The organism is Paenibacillus thiaminolyticus (assembly GCF_007066085.1).
In the GTDB taxonomy this organism is placed as follows: domain Bacteria; phylum Bacillota; class Bacilli; order Paenibacillales; family Paenibacillaceae; genus Paenibacillus_B; species Paenibacillus_B thiaminolyticus.
This window is the reverse complement of the sequence record NZ_CP041405.1, coordinates 6,232,302-6,250,406: the sequence shown is the minus strand read 5'-3', so window position 1 is coordinate 6,250,406 and position 18,105 is coordinate 6,232,302. Positions and strand designations below refer to the sequence as shown.

Sequence of the window (18,105 nt, the reverse complement as noted above, 5' to 3'; positions counted from 1 at the left end):
TTAGCTCAATTGACTTTGCCTTTCAATTTGTATACATAAGCCAGAACTTCCGCCACGGCCTGGAACAAGTCGGCTGGTATGGCTTCGCCAATCTCCGTCCTCTCGAATAAAGCCCGGGCGAGCGGCTTGTTTTCCATGGTCAGTACGCCGTTCTCCTTGGCGATTTGCTTGATGCGCAGAGCAACGTAATCCTGCCCCTTCGCAATCACTTGCGGGGCTTCCATCTCGGAACCGTCATACTTCAGCGCGACGGCGAAGTGAGTCGGGTTCGTAATGATAACGTCCGCCTTCGGCACTTCCTGCATCATCCGCATCATTGCCATGCGGCGTTGTCGTTCTTTGATTTTTCCTTTGATAAGAGGGTCACCCTCTGTTTTTTTGTACTCGTCCTTAATGTCTTGCTTGGACATGCGCATGCTTTTCTCATGATCATAACGTTGGTACATGTAGTCCATGATGGCGATCGCGAACAAGGCGGCGCCGATCTTCAATCCGAGAGACAGCGTAATTTGTGCGGTATAGCTCAATATGTCATTGAGGGGCACATGCGACATCTGGACAATGCGATCCCGCTCCCCCCACAAAGACAAGTAGACGATGACAGCAATCGCTGCCAGCTTCAATATCGATTTCAAAAACTCCACAACGGAACGAAGTGAGAAAATCCGTTTGAACCCTTGTATCGGGTTGATTTTGCTTAGTTTCATTTTCATGGGCTCGCCGGTGAACAAAAATCCGATCTGCGCGTAATTCGCGATGAGGCCCATCAGAAATGCCGCAAGAAACACGGGGGCTAACACGATAAGTCCTTTCAGGAAGATCTGGCTGAAATAGTCCGTCACATTGCCTATCGTGACATTCATCGTCAACCGGTGCTGCAAGGAATCCGCGAATAAATCGAACACTCTCTCCTTATAAAAGCTCCCGAACATAAGCAGGCAGAAGAAGCATGCAAGCAGGATGGACGCCCCAGACAAGTCCGAGCTCTTGGCAACCTGCCCCTTCTTGCGGGACTCCTGCCTCTTTTTCGGGGTTGCCTTCTCCGTCTTCTCTTGCGAGAACAGCTGGAGATTCAGACGGTGTCTCAATTGATATTCGCGGGCGGCAGACGGTATCGTCTGCCCGCGGCGCGTACGTGTCATCATTATCCCGCCCCCTGCATCATGCGTAACAGCTGGTCAAGCGCCTCGAATAGCGAGGAGAACAACTGCTGCAGCACGTAAATAAGACTAGGTACGGTCAGTAGCAGCATTACTAATCCGATAATCAATTTGAGCGGTATGCCCACGACAAAGATATTGAACTGCGGTGCCGACCGCGCCAGAAAGCCAAGCGCCACATCGGTCAGGAACAGCGCCACGATGAGGGGCGCCGAGATCTGGAACGCGATGATGAACGCCTGAACGAAGGACTGCACCAAAAATTCGGAGACGAGTCCGTTCGCTATCTGTTCAAAGAAGGTGTTCTCATCCAGCGGCAGCCACTCAAAACTTCGCATGATTCCGTCGATAAAGTAATGGTGGCCGTTCATCCCGAGAAACAACAGCACGACAAAGATGTACTTGAAGTTCCCCATTACCGGCGAGGTGGCGCCTGTCAACGGATCGATGACATTCGCAATCCCGAAGCCGATCTGGATGTCGATGAACGACCCGGCCGTCTGCACGGCGGTGAAGAACAGCTGGGCCAAAAATCCGATTAATAGGCCAATTAATACTTCTCTTATAATGAAAATGATAAACATGCCGTCTGCCGGCACGGTTTTGCCGAGGCCGAACAGCAAATAGGCGATCACGCTCACAAAAAATGCGAGTCCGACACGAAAATGATTCGGCACGCCCCGCGAAGATATGACAGGGACTGTGACAAAGAATGCCGTAATTCGACATAGCGTGAGCAAAAAAACAGGGAAAGCCTGAACGAGGATTTCCATCTCTTCACTGCCTAACCGATGTAAAGGTGCAAATTATTTAAAATACTAAAAGCAAAATCGACCAATGTCGTTAAAATCCAGGGGCCGAATACGAGCACAGCCACCATGACGGCGATAATTTTGGGCACGAAGGCCAAGGTCTGCTCCTGGATCTGCGTCGTCGCCTGAAAAATACTAATGGCAAGCCCGACGATCAGTGCGATGGCCAGCATCGGGGCGGCCACCTTCAATACGGTGAACACCGCCTGCCCCGCCAAGCCGATAATAAACTCAGCACTCATTTCCTGTCTTCCTCCCGTTCGTCAGATTCGCTCCCGCTTAGGTGTTGAAACTCATCAGCAACGACTTCACGACAAGATACCAGCCGTCTACGAGCACGAACAGAAGTATTTTAAAAGGAAGCGAGATCATCACCGGAGGCAGCATCATCATCCCCATCGCCATCAGCGTGCTGGCTACGACCATGTCAATGACCAGAAAAGGAATGAATATCATAAATCCCATCTGAAAGGCGGTCTTCAGCTCACTGATAGCATATGCGGGCACAAGCACGGTGAGCGGCACGTCTTGATACGTGTTCGGCTTCTCGGTCTTCGTGTACTTCATAAATAAGAGCAAATCTTTCTCGCGGGTATGCGAGAACATGAATTTCTTCATAGGTATCGAGGCTTGCTCCAACGCCTGGGTCTGGTTCAGCTCGCCCTTCAAATACGGCTGCAGCGCGACCTGATTGATTTCGCCAATCGTTGGGGACATCACAAACAAAGTAAGAAAGAGCGCAAGTCCGATTAACACCTGGTTGGGCGGCATCTGCTGCGTTCCAAGCGATGTCCGGACGAAGCCCAGCACGACGACGATGCGCGTGAAGGAGGTCATCAGGACGAGAATGGCCGGAGCGATGCTGAGCACGGTAATCAGCAGCAGCAAGGACAACGAGGATGTCCCCGGCTGCCCGCCGCCGTCTCCAATCTTGATGTCGATGTCAGGAATGACAGACGACGCCGACGCCCAATGAGCGGTAAGACCGGACAACAACAGGACGGCTGTCACAGCTAGCAGCAATTTTTTATTCATCAATCCATCTACCGATCTTCATTGGAATCTTCTTTGAACAACTGCTCCACTTGTTGTGCGCGCTTGGGCATCTGTTCAAGTTTTGCATGAAACACTTCATGAAAAGACACGGAAGACGGGTCCGTATCTCTCGTTCCCGAGTCTGTCTCCGCAGTCTTGTAACCCCTTCGCACACGGCTTTTCAGGTCAGACCAAGAGGCTGGCCATGCCGTCCCGGGCTTGGACGGCGCGCGCTCCAATGACGCCATCAAGCGCGCCGCTTGCCCCGGATCGGATATTTTATCGATCAAGGTAATATCCTCTCCGATGCCCAGGATGTAGACGGCATCGCCAACTTCAATAATCTGCAAGGACTTGTTCGGTCCGAGCCCGGTGCCGCCGATCGTGCGAATGCTTTGATTCATTTGCCACATGCGGTTTTTCCGGTTCAACCATTTAATAAGCAGTACGATAAGTACGATAATGACTGCGAGCGACAGCAGCACGGTCAATAAGCTGCCTATGTAATCTCCGGCACCGGGCGTTTGAATTTGACCGTTGTCAGGCATGGCTTATCCCATTGTTTTCTTAATCGCTTCGATAACGCGGTCTGCCTGGAACGGCTTGACGATGAAGTCCTTCGCCCCTGCCTGAATCGCGTCGATAACCATCGCCTGCTGGCCCATCGCTGAACACATGATAACTTTGGCGTTCGGGTCCAGCTTGCGAATCTCCTTCAACGCCGCAATGCCGTCCATCTCCGGCATCGTGATGTCCATCGTAATCAGGTCTGGTTTATGTTCTTTGAACTTTTCGATCGCCTGAGCGCCATCTGATGCTTCTCCCACGACATCGTATCCATTCTTAGTCAAAATGTCGCGAATCATCATTCGCATGAACGCTGCATCGTCTACGATCAAAATACGGTTTGCCATCGTTCTGAATCCTCCCTAAATCTTATTGTAGTTTTTGAATTCGATCCCACTGGTTGATAATATCGGTGACACGAACGCCAAAATTCTCGTCTATGACGACAACTTCCCCCTTGGCAATGAGTTTGTTGTTGACCAGAATGTCGACCGGTTCGCCAGCCAGCTTGTCCAGCTCAATAATGGAACCTTGAGAGAGCTCTAGAATGTCCTTGATCTGTTTGTGTGTCCTCCCTAATTCTACTGTGACTTTGAGCGGGATGTCCAACAATAAATTTAGATTGGATTCATCATGTTGCACATAGGATCCGGGTTGAAAATTCGCAAATTGCACCGGCTGGACATTGACGTTCCGGTTCGGCACATTGCCGAATGCGGAAGCCGCTCCGCTCTGCGGATCCAGGTGAGCTGCCGGCATCGGCTGAGCTCCGTACGGAGGCTGCGCGTACGGCTGTCCGTACGGCTGCTGAGGCGCTTGTCCCCCCGCCATCGGCTGCTGCTCATATCCCGTCATCGGAGGCTGCTCATACCCTGCCATCGGCTGCTGCTGGGCAGCAGGCTGAGCCGGTGGCGCATATGGCGCCTCTTCCGCCGCAGGAGCCTCCGGCGCGGCCTCTGCTCCCGTCGACATCGATTCCGCCGTTCCCATCAAAATCCGGACCATGTCCTTCGCAAACGGCACCGTCAAGATTTGCATTATCGTCGAATCAATCAAATCGCCGATCGTAAGGCGGAATGAAACTTTGACGAGCACATTCGCGTCAGGCAGCGTGTCAATCCCCTGTCCATCCGACATGTTCAAGATCCCGATGCCCGGCGGTGAGATGTTCACCAGCCGATTAAAAATCGTGGACATGGACGTCGCGGACGAGCCCATCATCTGGTTCATTGCCTCCTGCACGGCGCTGACGTGAATTTCATTCAGCTCGCCGCTCAGGTTCGTGCCGTCTCCGCCAAGCATCAAATCCGCGATGACCTGCGCATCCGATGTCTTGATGACGAGGGAATTGACCCCTTCGAAGCCTTCGACATACTGCACATGCACAGCGACATGCGGCTTCGGGAACTCCTCCTCCAGATTCTCGCGCTTCAGCAGCGTGATGCGGGGCGTCGTAATGTCCACCTTTTTGCCCAGCAGGGTGGATAGCGCGGTGGCCGCACTGCCAAACGTAATATTGCCTATCTCACCAAGGGCATCGACTTCGATCGGATCCAAGTAGGAATCGATTGAAGGGGATTCCGCTTCGCCTTCAGACGAATCGCCGCTCGATTTTTTCAACAGGGCGTCAATTTCCTCCTGCGACAAGTAATCTTTACTCGTCATGCTCTTCCACTCCTTCTTCCACGACTTGCTCGATTTGTACCGCTACGCGATCTTTGACTACACCCGGCGTGCCAATATATTTCATGCGGTCACCAACCCGAATCGTCAAACCGCTGTCAACCGGCTTGTTCAAGGCGATGACATCGCCGATTGATAACTGCATCAACTCCTGTACCGAAATCTGTGATGTGCCAAGTTCAACGGCGATCGGAAGCTTCGCTTTGCTAACCCGTTGGCGCAATTTTTCGATCTCAATCGGTTCCCGCGTTTTTTTCTCAGATACGAACCAATGATGCACAGACAGCTTCGGCATTATCGGCTCAATGACGACATGAGGGATACATAAGTTGATCATCCCCGTCGTGTCCCCGATCTTGGTGCTCAATGAAATGAGCGCAATCGTCTCGTTCGGGGAGACAATTTGCATAAATTGAGGATTCGTCTCGAGTGCTTCCAGCCGCGGCCGGATATCGAGCACGTTCTTCCACGCCTCCTGCAGGCTCTCGAACGCCCGGCTGAAAATGCGCTCCATCACCGTCGTCTCGATCTCGGTCAGGACGTTGATCTTCGAAGGGGCAGCTCCGGCGCCGCCCAGCATGCGGTCAAGCATGGCATAAGCAACGTTCGGGTTGACCTCGAGAACCATCCGGCCTTTGAGCGGCTCGGCTTCAAAAATATTCAATATGGTCATTTTCGGTATCGAGCGAATGAATTCGTCATACGGCAACTGCTCGACCTGGACGACATTGATTTGCACAAAAGTACGCAATTGCGCGGAAAAATATGTCGTCAAAAATCTGGCGAAATTTTCATGGATGCGTGTCAAACTTCGAATGTGGTCTTTAGAAAAACGAACGGCACGCTTGAAATCGTACGAACGGATTTTACGCTGTGTTTCCTCTTTTTTTAGCTCTTCCGCATCCATTTCCCCCGAGGACAGCGCCGCGAGCAATGCGTCAATCTCGTTCTGCGATAGCACGTCTACCAATCGTTTCACCCCCTTACAGGAATCAGCTGAACATGTGTGTCAATCTGCCGTCAAATCGGCGAAAGTATAAAGTCCGTCAAGTCCACTTGAACGACCTTGCCTTCCGGCAATTGCTTATTAATCAGTTCGAGCAACTTGGCACACAGCTGATCCTGACCCTTCATACCTTGCAAGTCTTCCGGTTTCATATCAGCCAAGGTTCTGAGAATGAGAGGCTTGATGCGAACATCTTTGATCTTGTCGAACTGCTCCTTTGTCTTCTTGGTGTCCATTTGGAACGCGAAGCCGGTCAATACGATATAGTTGCGATCCGCCAGATTCGTTTTGATGTCTGTCATCGTTGACGTCATCTCCACGATTTCATCGGCCGATAATCTTACAGTCTGCACTTGCTGTGCTCCAGGCGCGTTGCCTTTACCATTCGTATTGATCATCATAATCACGACCAGGGCGATCAAGGTCAGCGCAAGCAGGAGTGTGATCATCCACGGCATCATTCGTTTCATGGTTGTCCCTCCGATGGTTCTGTCTTTTTCGTTCCGGCAATGATACCGACGGAGCGAACATACTGTTCAATCCGCCCTATCACTTCCGGCCCCTTCTCCAGTACGATGAACTTCTTCCCCGTCGTTAACGTTATATACGTGTCCGGCGTCTCTTCCACGGTCTCGATGAGAAGGGCGTTCACCCACATGGGAGAACCGTTCAATCGCGTGACGGATATCATCCAAATCCTCCTTTGCCTCTTCATTCCAGACCCCGATGCCGGCCGTTCACCGGCGCGGCATCAGGGCTTGGAACGGATTACTGCCGCATTATCGCTTCAGATTGACGACTTCCTGCAATACTTCATCAGATGTCGTAATGATACGCGAGTTCGCCTGGAAGCCCCGCTGGGCCACGATCATCTCCGTGAACTCGCCCGTCAGGTCGACGTTCGACATTTCGAGCTGGCCTGTGATAATCGCGCCGGTGCCCGCCTCCGGATCGTTCGCGGTGACGATCTCGGCTTCACCCTCCTCAACCGCGTTCGGGGTCAAGCGGTACAGGTTGCCTCCGATTTTCTCGAGGCCTTCCGGGTTGACGACCTTGATTACGCCAAGCCGAATATCCGTCGCTTCGGTCGTGCCGTCATCCCGCTTCGCAATAATCTCGCCGGTCTGCGAGATGGAGAAGGCGACGATATCCTCTTCCAACTCGATCACCCCGCCGCCGGAATCGAGTACGCTCAAGCCGTCTGCGGTGACCAGCCTCCGGTTCGCATCCAGATGGAAATCGCCTGCGCGCGTCAGGAACGGAACCTCCTGATCATCGCCTAACGAGACAGCGAAGAAGCCGTCCCCGTCGATGCGCATGTCGAGCGGGCGATTCGTCGTCATCGCGCTTCCCGGCGTATGCACGGTATCGATGGAAGCGAGGGAGACGCCGAGTCCGATCTGCTTGGCGTTCACCCCGCCGCTGTTATCGTTCGGGGCTGTCGTGCCTTCAATCGTCTGGCTCATAATGTCCTTGAACATAACGCGGCTGCCTTTGAAGCCAACGGTATTGACGTTGGCAATGTTATTGCCAATGACGTCCAGTTTCGTCTGAAATCCGCGCATGCCGGATACGCCGGAATACATCGATCGAATCATCGTATTACCTCCAATGTCTTAATGGTACATCCTCTAAATAAAGGGCTCACTTCGGTCGTTCCATGAGCCAAGGCTCCCTTACGGTCCAGCCTCTAGACCCGCCATGCCTCAATCATTGAGGAGAATGGCGCTGTCGATCTGCGTAAAAACATGATTCTGCCGCGTCGCTTCATCCAATGCCGTAATGACGGTACGGGACGGCACATTGACGATGAAGGCCTGGTTATTCATGATGACGAGCGATTGCCGCGCCCCCTTCTCCTCGGCCTGCTTCATCGCCTGATTCATCTTGGCGACGAGCTCGGGGGTCAGGTTCATGCCGCGCTCTGTCATGCGGGTTCTCGCATGATGGCTGAAGCGGACATCGTTCGTCCGCTGCAGCTCCTGTTGAAAGAGCTGCTGGAAGCTTGCTTTGCTCTCGCTCTGCCGGGCCTGCTTCAGCCGTTCTGGCTGCTGGACGGCCTGTATCGGTGCGGTTGGGCCTAAATGCCCAATTGGACCTCCGAGGTTCATGACTGGCCTTCCGCTTCTCCGCCAGGAGACTCTTCCTCAGGCGGTCCAGGCTGTTCCGGCTCCTCTGGCTGTCCTGGTTGTTCCGGCTCTTCCGTGTCTGGGGTTTCTCCCGGTTCGCGAATCTCCGCGATCGTGCTCAACTCGACTTCATTCTTGCCGACCTTGGCGTAAGACACGCCGTCGCGGATAATCATCGACTCGACGATGCCGGTTCTAAGTACCGGATTCGTATCTTCCTGACCCGTTACCTGATATTCCTTATCTTCGGACGTACTGTACCATGTGATCTCTTTGCCGATAAGGCTGGAAGACATGCCGAGCGCCTGGTGCAGGCTTCCGAGCTGGGTCTGGATGTTCATCAACTGCTCGACGGAGCTGAATTGGGCCATCTGCGCGATGAAATCCCGGTCCTGCATCGGCTGCATCGGATCCTGATTTTGCAGCTGCGTAATCAAAATTTTCAAAAATTCATCTTTCCCTAGCGTCTGACCGTCCTTCTTGCTGGCCTGCGCTACGTTCTCCTTGCTGTAGTTCGGCCAGGTGACGACTCTGCCGACTGCTGCATCTGATGCCATTGGCCGTACCTCCCTGATTGTTATCTACCGATAGTTACACGCTTGCGCTGAAGGTGGAATTCCCGCCAAGCAGCTGCGCTGTCCGCAACTCTTCTTCGGCCTCCAAAGTCCCGGCAAGCTCATCAAGGGTCAGCCGCTTGCCCTGCTTCGCCCCCCGTTCCGACGATTGCTGGCGGTGGGTATCCTGCTGTCTCCGTTCCTCCTGGAACAGGGAAGAATTCAATGCATTCGACGATTGCTGGGATACTTCAATCTTCTCCACTTGAATTCCTTGGGATTGGAGTGCGCCGCGAAGCATGGACATCTGCTGTTCCAGCATATCCTTCGCCATCAGATGCTCGGTCAAGAAGCGGGCCGTCAATTGGCCGTTCTGAATCGTCAGTCGAACTTCTACCTGTCCCAGATGCTCCGGATACAGGGAAATCTTCGCTTCCGACATCCCTCCGATCCGGCTGAATCGCAGCTGCTTCACCATGAAGCCGGCCATCTCATCCGCGAAGCGGTCCGCGTAGATGACGGGCACCGGCTTCGTCGAGTTGAGCCCTTCCTGACGCAGCGCCCATTGGCCTGCCTGCATAACTTGTCCAAGCTGCGGCTCCGGCTGGGCGTGATCTGGGCCGCTCACGGTTTCTGACACTGGCTTCGCTCCGGCCGCTGCTGTTGGCACGATTTCCGATTGCGGCACAGACTGGGCTTGCGCCGCTGCTGCCGCCCGTGCCGCATTGGCCGCTGCAGGAGCCGCCGGGGCGTTAGCTGCGCCTTCCTGCTTCAGCATGTCAGCGAGCCGCGCCATCCATCGTATTGCCTCGGCGGGCTGTGCCTGTTCCCCCTTGGCGCTTGCTGCCGCATGGGGAAGCTCCGAGCCTGCGCCTTGCGCCTGCCGTTCGGACGTCGCCTGCGTCTGGCTCTGCACGACAGCCGACACCACGGCCGCTGCTTGTCCGTTCCCGGCAAGCGGAGTCATCACCGGAGCATCCGCTTGCTTCCCTTCGAGCAGTCCGGCCAGTTGCGCGAGCACATCGCGCACCGCGATCGTAATCGTGGACGGCTGCTCGATCAGGACGGACGGGCTCTGTGCCGATGCATCAGAATGCTCTGCATACGGCTGCTGTTCGTTCAGCCACTGCTGGGCTTGCATCACCCATTGCTGCAGCGCGGCGAACAGCTCCGGATTGCTCTCCAATTCATCATCCGCCGATTGCAACGAATCGAGCAGCGATTGAAGCAAGGCTTCAGCAACCTCGGCTGCTTCTTCCGGCAAGGCTGGCATATTGCCCATCCCTTCGCTCAGGTTGAACAGCGAAGCCAAGCCTCCCGGCCATGCCGCTCCCTCGCCCGATGTATCCATACATTGCGAGAGCACGGTCCAAAATCCGGCGCCGCCATCGGCCGCTCCAGCCTTGGCCTGCGCGCCGCCCATCATCGGAGCTGCGCTTCCGGCCGAAATATTCATAATTGTTCCTGTCATTTTTTTCACCTCCTTTCAAGCGTTCGTAGAAGTCTATCATTTGCTTGGAAGCAGCTTCGAGACGAGCTTGGCCGTTGCTTGCTTGTCCTCCTCTGTCATCGCATTCAGCAAGCGGGAGCGAGTTGCGTCATCGACCGAATTCAGCACGTTCAGCGCCTTTTCCGGACTGATTTTCGCTGTTTCGAGCAAAATGCTGGCCGCGCTCTTCGGCGTCATGCTCGCGAAGGTCTGGCTGAGCTGCGTCCGATCGAGGCCATTATGCGCTTCCTTCGTCGCTTCGTTCTTTTTGAGGCGCGCCTGCAGAGCGCGGACTTCCAGGTTATCCGCCGGCTTCACATCCTTGAGCCGTATTGACGCATCCGCGGCTACCTTCGGATTCATCTTTTCCAGTATCTTCGCCCGGTCCTCCTGCTTCATCGCATCCAGCACAAGCACGAGCTCCTCTGTCGCCAAGTTCTCCAGAATCGGAGCCGATTTGCTCGGCATCATCTTGGCGTACAGATTCGCCAGATCCTTCACCTGCTGCGCGTACTGCTCTTCCGTAACCTGTTCTTCGCGCCGTTCGGCCCGCAAGTCCTTGATTTCCTTATTCAGATTCGCGACCTGCTCCTCGAGCGTCTTGCGCGCATCGGCCAGATTGCGGAGGTCAGCGTCCTTGGAAGCCAGCAGCGCCTTCAGTTCGGCAATCTGCTCTTCCTGTTCCTTTTGAATGTTTTTGTTCTCTTTCTTCGCTTTGCCGGGTTCTTTGCCCTCGGCTTTATCCTTATCGGAAGAAATCCATTCATTTACGATCGGGATATTTTCCGCCAAGGCTATCATCTGATTGCGCCAGTTCGCATTGAACAGCGTGAGCAGCACGGCTAATAAAATGATCGTAAACAATATTGGGGTCGCAAAGAACAAAAACCGTTCAAAGCCCGAATATCCACTTTCCTTTTCCACTGATTCCTGATTCATCTCTGCCACTCTCATCCCTCCTGCTGAAGCGGCGGGACCGAACTGCCGCACCTGACATTTCTCCTAGCGGGCTGCCATATGGTAGCGAACGGTTGCCAGTTCGTCCAACTCGTTCTGTTCCCACGCAGCCACTTGCTGGTTGAATTGCGCCTCCGCCTTTTCCCTGGCCTTCGTCCACACTTTTTCGTCGGTCATCCGTACGGCCAGCTCGCCCTGCTTGTTCTGAACGTTGGCTTCCGCGGCGCTGACCCGCTCGTTCGCCAGATCAACCTGCGATTCCATATAGGCGATATATTGCTGCCAGACCTGAAGGCTGGATGCGGATGCGCGAGCATCCACCTGACGCTGCAGCTCTTCGCGAGCGTGCAGGAGATCTGCCGTGCACTGCTGAAGCTGGCTCTCCTTCGTCATCAGATCTCCCACTGCTTCGGACAATATCCATTCCGCCTGCTTTTTCTCATTGGTCTTCAAGTCAAGCACTTTTTGCAAAGCGTATTGAAAGCCACGCACCGGTCACTCATCCTCCTGGAAATTGCATTAATAATCGTTCAATCGTCTCGTTGTAAGGGGCACTTTCATCGACTCTCTGCTTCGTAAACGCATGAATGTCATCTATAAATTCAAGTGCTTCATCTATCGCGGGGTTGCTTCCCCGCTGATACGCGCCGATATTAATCAAGTCCTCAGATTCACGGTACACGGCGAGAAGCCGCTTCAGCTGCTCTGCCGCCAATTGATGTTCGCGGGGCACGATATCCTTCATCACCCGGCTCACACTGGCAAGAATATCGATCGCGGGAAAATGTCCTTTGTTCGCGATATTCCGGTTCAGGACGATATGACCGTCCAATATCCCGCGTACGGCATCGGCAATCGGCTCATTCATGTCGTCTCCATCGACGAGAACCGTATAGAAGGCCGTAATCGAGCCTGACGGTCCTGTTCCGGAGCGCTCCAGCAGCTTCGGCAGGCTGGCGAAGACGGAAGGCGTGTATCCCCGGGTCGCAGGAGGCTCCCCGATAGCCAGGCCGACTTCCCGCATCGCCATCGCGTACCGGGTCACCGAATCCATCATGAGCATGACGTTCATGCCGCGGTCCCGGAAATATTCCGCAATCGTGGTCGCGATCAGCGCGCCCTTGATGCGGACCAGCGCCGGCTGATCCGAAGTCGCGACGACAACGACCGACCGCGCCAGCCCTTCCGGACCGAGATCGCGCTCAATGAACTCCAGCACTTCGCGGCCGCGCTCGCCGATGAGGGCGATCACGTTCACATCGGCCGCCGTATTGCGCGCGATCATGCCGAGGAGGGTGCTCTTGCCTACCCCGGAGCCGGCGAATATGCCGACGCGCTGACCATTGCCGATCGTCAGCAGACCGTCGATCGCCCGTACGCCGACGCCGATCGGATCCAGTACCCGCGGCCGGGCCAGCGGGTTCGACGGAACCGCCGTGGTCGAATAGCTGGACATCCGCGTCGGGAGGAAGGAGCCGTCAAGCGGCTGTCCCAATCCGTCCAGCACTTTCCCGAGCAGTTCCGAACCGACCGGAACGGTCAACGGTTTCCCGGTGCCCACGACATCACACCCCGGACCTATCGCCTGCAGCTCTCCGAGCGGCATCAGAAGCACCTTGTTGTCGCGGAATCCGACAACTTCCGCCATCAGCGGCTTGCTCCCCTTGGTCGGGTATATGTAGCAGACTTCTCCTACGCTCGCGTCAGGGCCTTCCGACTCCACGGTCAGACCGATGACCTGCGTCACTTTGCCATTGACACGGACCGGGTCAATCTGGGACAAGTAGTCGACATATTTCTCCGTGTTCCATCTCAACTCATGCGTCATGGCCACTCTGCTCCTCATGCTGCATCGCTACCTGCATCAGCGCTTTTTTAATCTCCGTCAACTGGGTGTCAATCCGCGCATCGATGCTGCCGAGCGCAGACCGGACGACACAGCCCCCGTCGTTCACGCTGGAGTCCGGGATAATCTGCAGTTCTGCTTGCGAATCGACCGCCAGACTGAGCTCTTCCCTTGCCGCATGCACATAGGCGAACTGCTCGGGTGAGACACATAGCGTGATCGTTCCGCTTTCCCGCTTCCGGGACAAGGTCTTCCGGGCCAGTTCCAGCACAATTTCCGGTTCGACGGACAGCTGCTTCTGAATGATCTTCTCTGCAACTGCACAGCTGAGAGAGACAACGAACGGCTCCGCCTCTTGGATTAACTGTTCCTTCGCCTGATAGGCCTGGCGCAGCACTGCCTCGGCTTCCGCGATTGTGCGCTCGTACGCTTCCTTAATCTCTTGCTCCGCGCGCTCCATGCCTTCCCGATATCCAGTCTCATAGCTCTCGTTCCGCGTAGATTCGATCAACTGCTCGTCCTGCTGGCGCCGTTCTTCCCACCATGCTTCTATCTGGCTTTGCGCTTCTTCCTTCATCCGCTCCGCCTCATCGGTCGCTTGCCGGAGATGTTCCTCGGCGAATGATTGCGCATCATCGAGAATCGATTGTCTCAGCTCGGCCAGCTGTTCATCTTGGCTCAGCAGCGTCTCCCGGGTCAATGGCTCCGGCGCTGCCGCAGCCTGCTCTTCGGTCCGCTGCTGCTGATGACGCCGCACCGCTTCAATCAATCGCATTTGCTCCAGTGGAACATATTGAGTCGATTTGATGACATTAGACAACGATATCATCTCCTCCGCCGCGTGCGATGATAATCTCACCCGACTCTTCTAAGCGGCGAATCGTCGACACGATCCGCGTCTGCGCCTCTTCCACGTCGCGCAGCCGAACCGGTCCCATAAACTCCATTTCTTCCTTGAACGTATCGGCCATCCGCTTGGACATGTTGCGGAAAATCGCTTCGCGCACTTCCTCGCTTGCCACTTTGAGCGCAAGCTGCAGGTCGGCATTATCAATATCCCGAATGATGCGTTGGATAGAACGGTTGTCGATATTGACGATATCTTCGAATACGAACATTCTCTTCTTGATTTCTTCCGCCAGCTCCGGATCCTGAATTTCCAAGGAATCCAGAATCGTGCGCTCGGTACCGCGGTCTACGCCGTTCAAAATCTTGACGACCGACTCGATACCGCCCGCGCTTGTATAATCCTGAGTCACGGTCGACGACAGCTTCTGTTCCAGCACGCGCTCGACCTGGCTGATCACTTCCGGGGACGTGCTGTCCATCAAGGCAACTCTGCGCGCCACCTCGGCCTGCTTCTCCGGCGGAAGGGAAGACAGGATCGTCGACGCCTGCTCCGTCTGCAAATAAGAAAGCACGAGAGCGATGGTTTGCGCATTTTCATTCTGAATAAAGTTGAAAATCTGCGACGCCTCCGCCTTGCGCGCAAAGTCAAACGGTCTGACCTGCAGTGTAGCGGTCAGGCGGTTGATAATATCGACCGCTTTCTGCGAGCCCAACGCCTTCTCGAGAATTTCCTTGGCGTAACCGATGCCGCCCTGGGATATGTACTCCTGCGCCAGGCAGATTTGATGGAACTCGCTCATGACCGACTCTTTTTCCACTGCATCCACCTTGCGCACATTCGCAATTTCCAGCGTTAATTGTTCGATTTCCTCATCCCGCAAGTGCTTAAAGATTTGGGCTGACACCTCAGGTCCGAGCGTGATGAGCAAAATCGCCGCTTTCTGTCTGCCGGTCAAGCCTCCGCTTCCTCTTGTCACGTTGCTCACCTCGATTCGTCAACGAGCCACGTACGCAGCAATTTCACAAACTCTTCCGGCTTTTTCTTCGCCAGCATTTCCAATTGCTTGCGCACCTGATGCTCGCCTGTCAGATTCTCTAAATCAATGGATGGAAGCTCAACATGAGTAGGCAGCGGAGACAGTTCGTCTGCAAAGACTTCTTCCGCTTTTCTGCGGCGGCGGACGACCGCATAGGCAATTCCGCCTACGACAACTAGTAATGCAAGCGCACCCGCGCCATACCATACCCAGTTCGGAACCGTGCTGGCAGTGGCTGTTCCCCCATCTTTAGCACCATTTTGGGTAATAACTGAAACTTTTTGTGTCAATTCTTCGTCTGTATATGTAGCACCTGAATCTTTTAACTGTGCAGCGACGATCGAACGAAGCACCTTTTCAATCGCATCGATTTGGGCAGGCTCCATATTGTTCGCGTCAACCGCTGCGTGTATGGTTAGATCTTTTACGGCATACGGACTGGACTCAATCAGATTTTTGATACGGTTCACATCATAATTGATCGTCCGCTGGCTTTTCTCGGATGTCGTATCCCCGCTTCCCGAAGCGGAAGGATAGTTCGGCACTTCGCCGTCTCCGACGCCTGCGACGCCGCCGTTTTGCGCGCCTTTGCCGTTGTAGGATTCCTGCAGCTCCTGGACGCTGATTTCGATTCCTTTCATCTCCTCCGTATTAACCGGGGTGACAAGATCTTCCTGCTTTTGTACTTTATCGAAATTCAGCTTTGCGGATACCAATACGCTTACTTTGTCCGCCGGCACATAGGCGCCAAGGAATTCTTGTATTTTCATGCGGATATCATTCTCATACTTACGCTGAATCTTGAGCTGCTCATCCACCTCGCCGAAGATGCTCTTGGACGCGCCGCCTTGCGAGTCGGAAGCGAACATGGGCCCTTCATCGCTCGAGATGGTGATATCGTCAATCGCCAAGTTGGGTACCGCGGTCTTGACCAGATTGAAGTATCCGTCAACCGCCGCCTGATTCGGCTGATATCCGGGCTTAAATTTCAACACAATAGAAGCCGACGCCTGTTCCTGCTCCGGTGTTGCGAAGACCGTCTCCTTCGGAAGATTAATAATGGCCTTGGCATCTTGCACACCGTTCATTAGACGCAGCAATCTTTCGATTTCGCCGTTCAGGGCGTTCTTGTAACGAACATCGAATACGTTGTCCGTCATTCCGCCCATCAGTCCGTCGGCGCCGAACGATTCGAAGCCAATGGAACCGTTCTTGACGATGCCCTGAGCCCCGATGTCGACCTTAACTTTTGCTGCCGAGGCGCTGGGTACGGATATTTTGGTGCCGTCGCCGCTGAGTTCGTACGGGATCCGGTTCGAATTCAGATATTCAATGATGCCGGCAGCATCATTGGCGTTAAGATTTTCAAAAGCAAGCTCATACTCGGTTTTTGTCAGCTGTGCCGTTAAAATAACAATAGCCAAGATTACAAATGCGATCGTGGACAGCAGAAGGATTTTCTGCTTTTTACTGAATTGATTCCAGTATTGGGTTATTCGGTCCCGATACCGGCCAATGGTTTCATTCACTTCACGTCACCCTCCAGAACGATGTAAGACACTACCGCTGTTACATTTGCATGCGCATAATATCTTGATACGCTTCGATGACCTTGTTGCGTATTTGCGTCGTCAATTGCAGGCTGAGCAGCGCACGTTCGGAGGCAATCTGAAGCTGATCGACATCAACTTCGCCCAATATAAACTTGTCGCCCATCTCATGGACTTGCTTCTCTTGTGCATCAACTTGCTGAAGTGCATTCGTAAGAAAATGACTGAATGCCTTGGTTACTTCAGCCGGTGTGTCGGCTTTCGTCGTTGGAGATGTCGCCGCCGGTAATGTCGCCGGAGATGTCATGCTCAATGGAATCATCGTATTTTGTATCATTTGTTTTCCCCCTGTGGCAATGAACGGCTCTTGTTAGCAAGCAGGCTTGGACTAGCCTTTGCCAATCTCCAATGCCTTCATAATCATGGATTTGGACGCATTCAGCGCCGTTACGTTCGCTTCATAAGAGCGGGTGGCAGAGATCATGTCGACCATTTCCTTCATGATGTCGACATTTGGCATGTAGACATTTCCTTGCTCGTCCGCGTCCGGGTGGGACGGATTGTAGACGATTTTATACGGTGTTGAGGTATCTTCCTTAATCTGGGCCACCTTAACCCCATTGGCTTTGCCCTGGCCCTGCATCGCTTCTTGCAAGGTCTGCTGGAAGGAAGACTCCATCGGCGACATGACGACAACCTTGCGCGTATACGGAACGAATTTCCCGTTGACATATTGTGCGCGCGTCGATTCCATATTCGCAATATTCGAGGAGATGACGTCCATCCTCAGGCGCTGGGCCGTGAGTCCGGACGAGCTGATGTTGAAGCTGTTAGAAATATTCATACGTTACCGTTACCTCCTTACATCCATACCGGTTCGAAGCATGTTGATGTTATGGTTCAACTGTTGAATAAGCGTATAATAGTTCAATTGATTTTCGGCCTGAAGCGCCATTTCCCGGTCAATGTCCACATTGTTGCGGTTATTCCCCATCACCGTGCTCTCATCCTGCACGACCTGCGGAGCTGGCACCCCGTTCGAAGGTCCGATATAGAAATGCCGCGGATCAGTGCGGCGACCGACAAGACTCCCGCCGGTCATCTGATCACGAAGCAGCGACTCGAACTGCACTTCGGAGCGTTTATAGTACGGCGTATCGACATTCGCCACGTTCGCGTTGATCACATTATGCCGAGCCGTGGAAGCTTGCATCGCGCCCTCCAGTCGTTGCATATGTACGCCGCTCAACAAGTTCACAATCATCCCTCCTGATTAGTTAAAAATTCATATGCTCACATTCTCTTGATCACATATTCTCTGCTTGCGACGTTTCTCCTTCTCTTTCGACAAAAAACTTAGTTCTTTTGCATGATCCTGTCGAACTATGGGAGGGGATTTCCATAATCCAATAAATCTAGCTGATTATTCAA

At 53.9% G+C, this 18,105-nt stretch carries 23 protein-coding genes; all 23 read right to left on the bottom strand.

Features of this window, described 5'->3' with window-relative positions; all coding sequences use genetic code 11:
* Window positions 1-5: 5 nt before the first annotated feature.
* The 23 genes from flhB to flgB all read right to left on the bottom strand — a co-directional run bounded on the left by flhB (window position 6) and on the right by flgB (window position 17,932).
* Entirely contained in the window at window positions 6-1,142 is a 1,137-nt protein-coding gene (gene flhB / locus FLT43_RS27495; RefSeq protein ID WP_087441474.1) for a flagellar biosynthesis protein FlhB, read from the bottom strand.
* 2 nt (window positions 1,143-1,144) lie between these two features.
* A complete protein-coding gene (gene fliR / locus FLT43_RS27490; RefSeq protein ID WP_087441428.1) occupies window positions 1,145-1,933 on the bottom strand; it encodes a flagellar biosynthetic protein FliR in 789 nt (262 codons plus the stop codon).
* 11 nt (window positions 1,934-1,944) lie between these two features.
* On the bottom strand, window positions 1,945-2,214 hold the full coding sequence (gene fliQ / locus FLT43_RS27485; protein ID WP_087441429.1) for a flagellar biosynthesis protein FliQ: 270 nt from the start codon (window positions 2,212-2,214) through the stop codon (window positions 1,945-1,947).
* A gap of 37 nt (window positions 2,215-2,251) precedes the next feature.
* A complete protein-coding gene (gene fliP, locus FLT43_RS27480; protein ID WP_087441430.1) occupies window positions 2,252-3,007 on the bottom strand; it encodes a flagellar type III secretion system pore protein FliP in 756 nt (251 codons plus the stop codon).
* Window positions 3,008-3,015: 8 nt separating this feature from the next.
* Window positions 3,016-3,555 (bottom strand): flagellar biosynthetic protein FliO, encoded by a 540-nt coding sequence (locus FLT43_RS27475; RefSeq protein ID WP_087441431.1) that lies wholly within the window; start codon window positions 3,553-3,555, stop codon window positions 3,016-3,018.
* Window positions 3,556-3,558: 3 nt separating this feature from the next.
* Window positions 3,559-3,921, bottom strand: a complete 363-nt coding sequence (locus tag FLT43_RS27470; RefSeq protein WP_087441432.1) for a response regulator — start codon at window positions 3,919-3,921, stop codon at window positions 3,559-3,561.
* A 22-nt stretch (window positions 3,922-3,943) separates the two neighbouring features.
* Window positions 3,944-5,239 carry a flagellar motor switch phosphatase FliY gene (gene fliY, locus FLT43_RS27465; RefSeq protein ID WP_087441433.1) on the bottom strand — a complete coding sequence of 432 codons (1,296 nt, stop codon included), beginning with the start codon at window positions 5,237-5,239 and terminating at the stop codon, window positions 3,944-3,946.
* On the bottom strand, window positions 5,229-6,227 hold the full coding sequence (fliM, locus tag FLT43_RS27460) for a flagellar motor switch protein FliM (protein ID WP_087441434.1): 999 nt from the start codon (window positions 6,225-6,227) through the stop codon (window positions 5,229-5,231). Before fliM ends, fliY begins: the two co-directional genes overlap by 11 nt.
* A gap of 50 nt (window positions 6,228-6,277) precedes the next feature.
* Entirely contained in the window at window positions 6,278-6,733 is a 456-nt protein-coding gene (locus FLT43_RS27455; protein WP_087441435.1) for a flagellar basal body-associated FliL family protein, read from the bottom strand.
* Window positions 6,730-6,954, bottom strand: coding sequence for a flagellar FlbD family protein (locus FLT43_RS27450; RefSeq protein WP_087441436.1), 225 nt, complete (start codon window positions 6,952-6,954; stop codon window positions 6,730-6,732). Before FLT43_RS27450 ends, FLT43_RS27455 begins: the two co-directional genes overlap by 4 nt.
* An 88-nt stretch (window positions 6,955-7,042) precedes the next feature.
* Window positions 7,043-7,861, bottom strand: coding sequence for a flagellar basal body rod protein FlgG (gene flgG / locus FLT43_RS27445; protein WP_087441437.1), 819 nt, complete (start codon window positions 7,859-7,861; stop codon window positions 7,043-7,045).
* A 108-nt stretch (window positions 7,862-7,969) separates the two neighbouring features.
* Window positions 7,970-8,374 (bottom strand): TIGR02530 family flagellar biosynthesis protein, encoded by a 405-nt coding sequence (locus FLT43_RS27440; RefSeq protein ID WP_087441438.1) that lies wholly within the window; start codon window positions 8,372-8,374, stop codon window positions 7,970-7,972.
* Entirely contained in the window at window positions 8,371-8,949 is a 579-nt protein-coding gene (locus FLT43_RS27435) for a flagellar hook capping FlgD N-terminal domain-containing protein (protein ID WP_087441439.1), read from the bottom strand. Before FLT43_RS27435 ends, FLT43_RS27440 begins: the two co-directional genes overlap by 4 nt.
* Window positions 8,950-8,983: 34 nt before the next feature.
* On the bottom strand, window positions 8,984-10,417 hold the full coding sequence (locus FLT43_RS27430) for a flagellar hook-length control protein FliK (RefSeq protein WP_087441440.1): 1,434 nt from the start codon (window positions 10,415-10,417) through the stop codon (window positions 8,984-8,986).
* A 36-nt stretch (window positions 10,418-10,453) separates the two neighbouring features.
* Complete coding sequence (locus tag FLT43_RS27425) at window positions 10,454-11,389, bottom strand: MotE family protein (protein ID WP_244951385.1); 936 nt, start codon at window positions 11,387-11,389, stop codon at window positions 10,454-10,456.
* A 48-nt stretch (window positions 11,390-11,437) separates the two neighbouring features.
* Window positions 11,438-11,884 carry a flagellar export protein FliJ gene (gene fliJ / locus FLT43_RS27420; RefSeq protein ID WP_087441442.1) on the bottom strand — a complete coding sequence of 149 codons (447 nt, stop codon included), beginning with the start codon at window positions 11,882-11,884 and terminating at the stop codon, window positions 11,438-11,440.
* A gap of 7 nt (window positions 11,885-11,891) precedes the next feature.
* Window positions 11,892-13,220, bottom strand: coding sequence for a flagellar protein export ATPase FliI (gene fliI / locus FLT43_RS27415; protein ID WP_087441443.1), 1,329 nt, complete (start codon window positions 13,218-13,220; stop codon window positions 11,892-11,894).
* Window positions 13,210-14,058, bottom strand: a complete 849-nt coding sequence (locus FLT43_RS27410) for a FliH/SctL family protein (protein WP_087441444.1) — start codon at window positions 14,056-14,058, stop codon at window positions 13,210-13,212. The genes fliI and FLT43_RS27410 overlap by 11 nt, the downstream gene beginning before the upstream one ends.
* On the bottom strand, window positions 14,051-15,064 hold the full coding sequence (gene fliG, locus FLT43_RS27405) for a flagellar motor switch protein FliG (RefSeq protein WP_087441445.1): 1,014 nt from the start codon (window positions 15,062-15,064) through the stop codon (window positions 14,051-14,053). Before fliG ends, FLT43_RS27410 begins: the two co-directional genes overlap by 8 nt.
* A gap of 5 nt (window positions 15,065-15,069) precedes the next feature.
* Window positions 15,070-16,653, bottom strand: coding sequence for a flagellar basal-body MS-ring/collar protein FliF (fliF, locus tag FLT43_RS27400; RefSeq protein ID WP_087441446.1), 1,584 nt, complete (start codon window positions 16,651-16,653; stop codon window positions 15,070-15,072).
* Between the two features lie 40 nt (window positions 16,654-16,693).
* Window positions 16,694-17,011 carry a flagellar hook-basal body complex protein FliE gene (gene fliE / locus FLT43_RS27395; protein WP_087441447.1) on the bottom strand — a complete coding sequence of 106 codons (318 nt, stop codon included), beginning with the start codon at window positions 17,009-17,011 and terminating at the stop codon, window positions 16,694-16,696.
* Between the two features lie 51 nt (window positions 17,012-17,062).
* A complete protein-coding gene (gene flgC, locus FLT43_RS27390; RefSeq protein WP_087441448.1) occupies window positions 17,063-17,518 on the bottom strand; it encodes a flagellar basal body rod protein FlgC in 456 nt (151 codons plus the stop codon).
* Window positions 17,519-17,527: 9 nt separating this feature from the next.
* The gene (gene flgB, locus FLT43_RS27385) at window positions 17,528-17,932 is read right to left on the bottom strand and encodes a flagellar basal body rod protein FlgB (protein ID WP_087441475.1); all 405 of its coding nucleotides are present in this window, start codon (window positions 17,930-17,932) and stop codon (window positions 17,528-17,530) included.
* Between the last annotated feature and the right edge of the window lie 173 nt (window positions 17,933-18,105).

Coding starts and splice junctions, on each gene's coding strand:
- flhB (WP_087441474.1), bottom strand. CDS start 1,142: ATGACACGTACGCGCCGCGGGCAGACGATACCGTCTGCCGCCCGCGAA.
- fliR (WP_087441428.1), bottom strand. CDS start 1,933: ATGGAAATCCTCGTTCAGGCTTTCCCTGTTTTTTTGCTCACGCTATGT.
- fliQ (WP_087441429.1), bottom strand. CDS start 2,214: ATGAGTGCTGAGTTTATTATCGGCTTGGCGGGGCAGGCGGTGTTCACC.
- fliP (WP_087441430.1), bottom strand. CDS start 3,007: ATGAATAAAAAATTGCTGCTAGCTGTGACAGCCGTCCTGTTGTTGTCC.
- FLT43_RS27475 (WP_087441431.1), bottom strand. CDS start 3,555: ATGCCTGACAACGGTCAAATTCAAACGCCCGGTGCCGGAGATTACATA.
- FLT43_RS27470 (WP_087441432.1), bottom strand. CDS start 3,921: ATGGCAAACCGTATTTTGATCGTAGACGATGCAGCGTTCATGCGAATG.
- fliY (WP_087441433.1), bottom strand. CDS start 5,239: ATGACGAGTAAAGATTACTTGTCGCAGGAGGAAATTGACGCCCTGTTG.
- FLT43_RS27455 (WP_087441435.1), bottom strand. CDS start 6,733: ATGAAACGAATGATGCCGTGGATGATCACACTCCTGCTTGCGCTGACC.
- FLT43_RS27450 (WP_087441436.1), bottom strand. CDS start 6,954: ATGATATCCGTCACGCGATTGAACGGTTCTCCCATGTGGGTGAACGCC.
- flgG (WP_087441437.1), bottom strand. CDS start 7,861: ATGATTCGATCGATGTATTCCGGCGTATCCGGCATGCGCGGATTTCAG.
- FLT43_RS27440 (WP_087441438.1), bottom strand. CDS start 8,374: ATGAACCTCGGAGGTCCAATTGGGCATTTAGGCCCAACCGCACCGATA.
- FLT43_RS27435 (WP_087441439.1), bottom strand. CDS start 8,949: ATGGCATCAGATGCAGCAGTCGGCAGAGTCGTCACCTGGCCGAACTAC.
- FLT43_RS27430 (WP_087441440.1), bottom strand. CDS start 10,417: ATGACAGGAACAATTATGAATATTTCGGCCGGAAGCGCAGCTCCGATG.
- FLT43_RS27425 (WP_244951385.1), bottom strand. CDS start 11,389: ATGAGAGTGGCAGAGATGAATCAGGAATCAGTGGAAAAGGAAAGTGGA.
- fliI (WP_087441443.1), bottom strand. CDS start 13,220: ATGACGCATGAGTTGAGATGGAACACGGAGAAATATGTCGACTACTTG.
- fliE (WP_087441447.1), bottom strand. CDS start 17,011: ATGATACAAAATACGATGATTCCATTGAGCATGACATCTCCGGCGACA.
- flgC (WP_087441448.1), bottom strand. CDS start 17,518: ATGAATATTTCTAACAGCTTCAACATCAGCTCGTCCGGACTCACGGCC.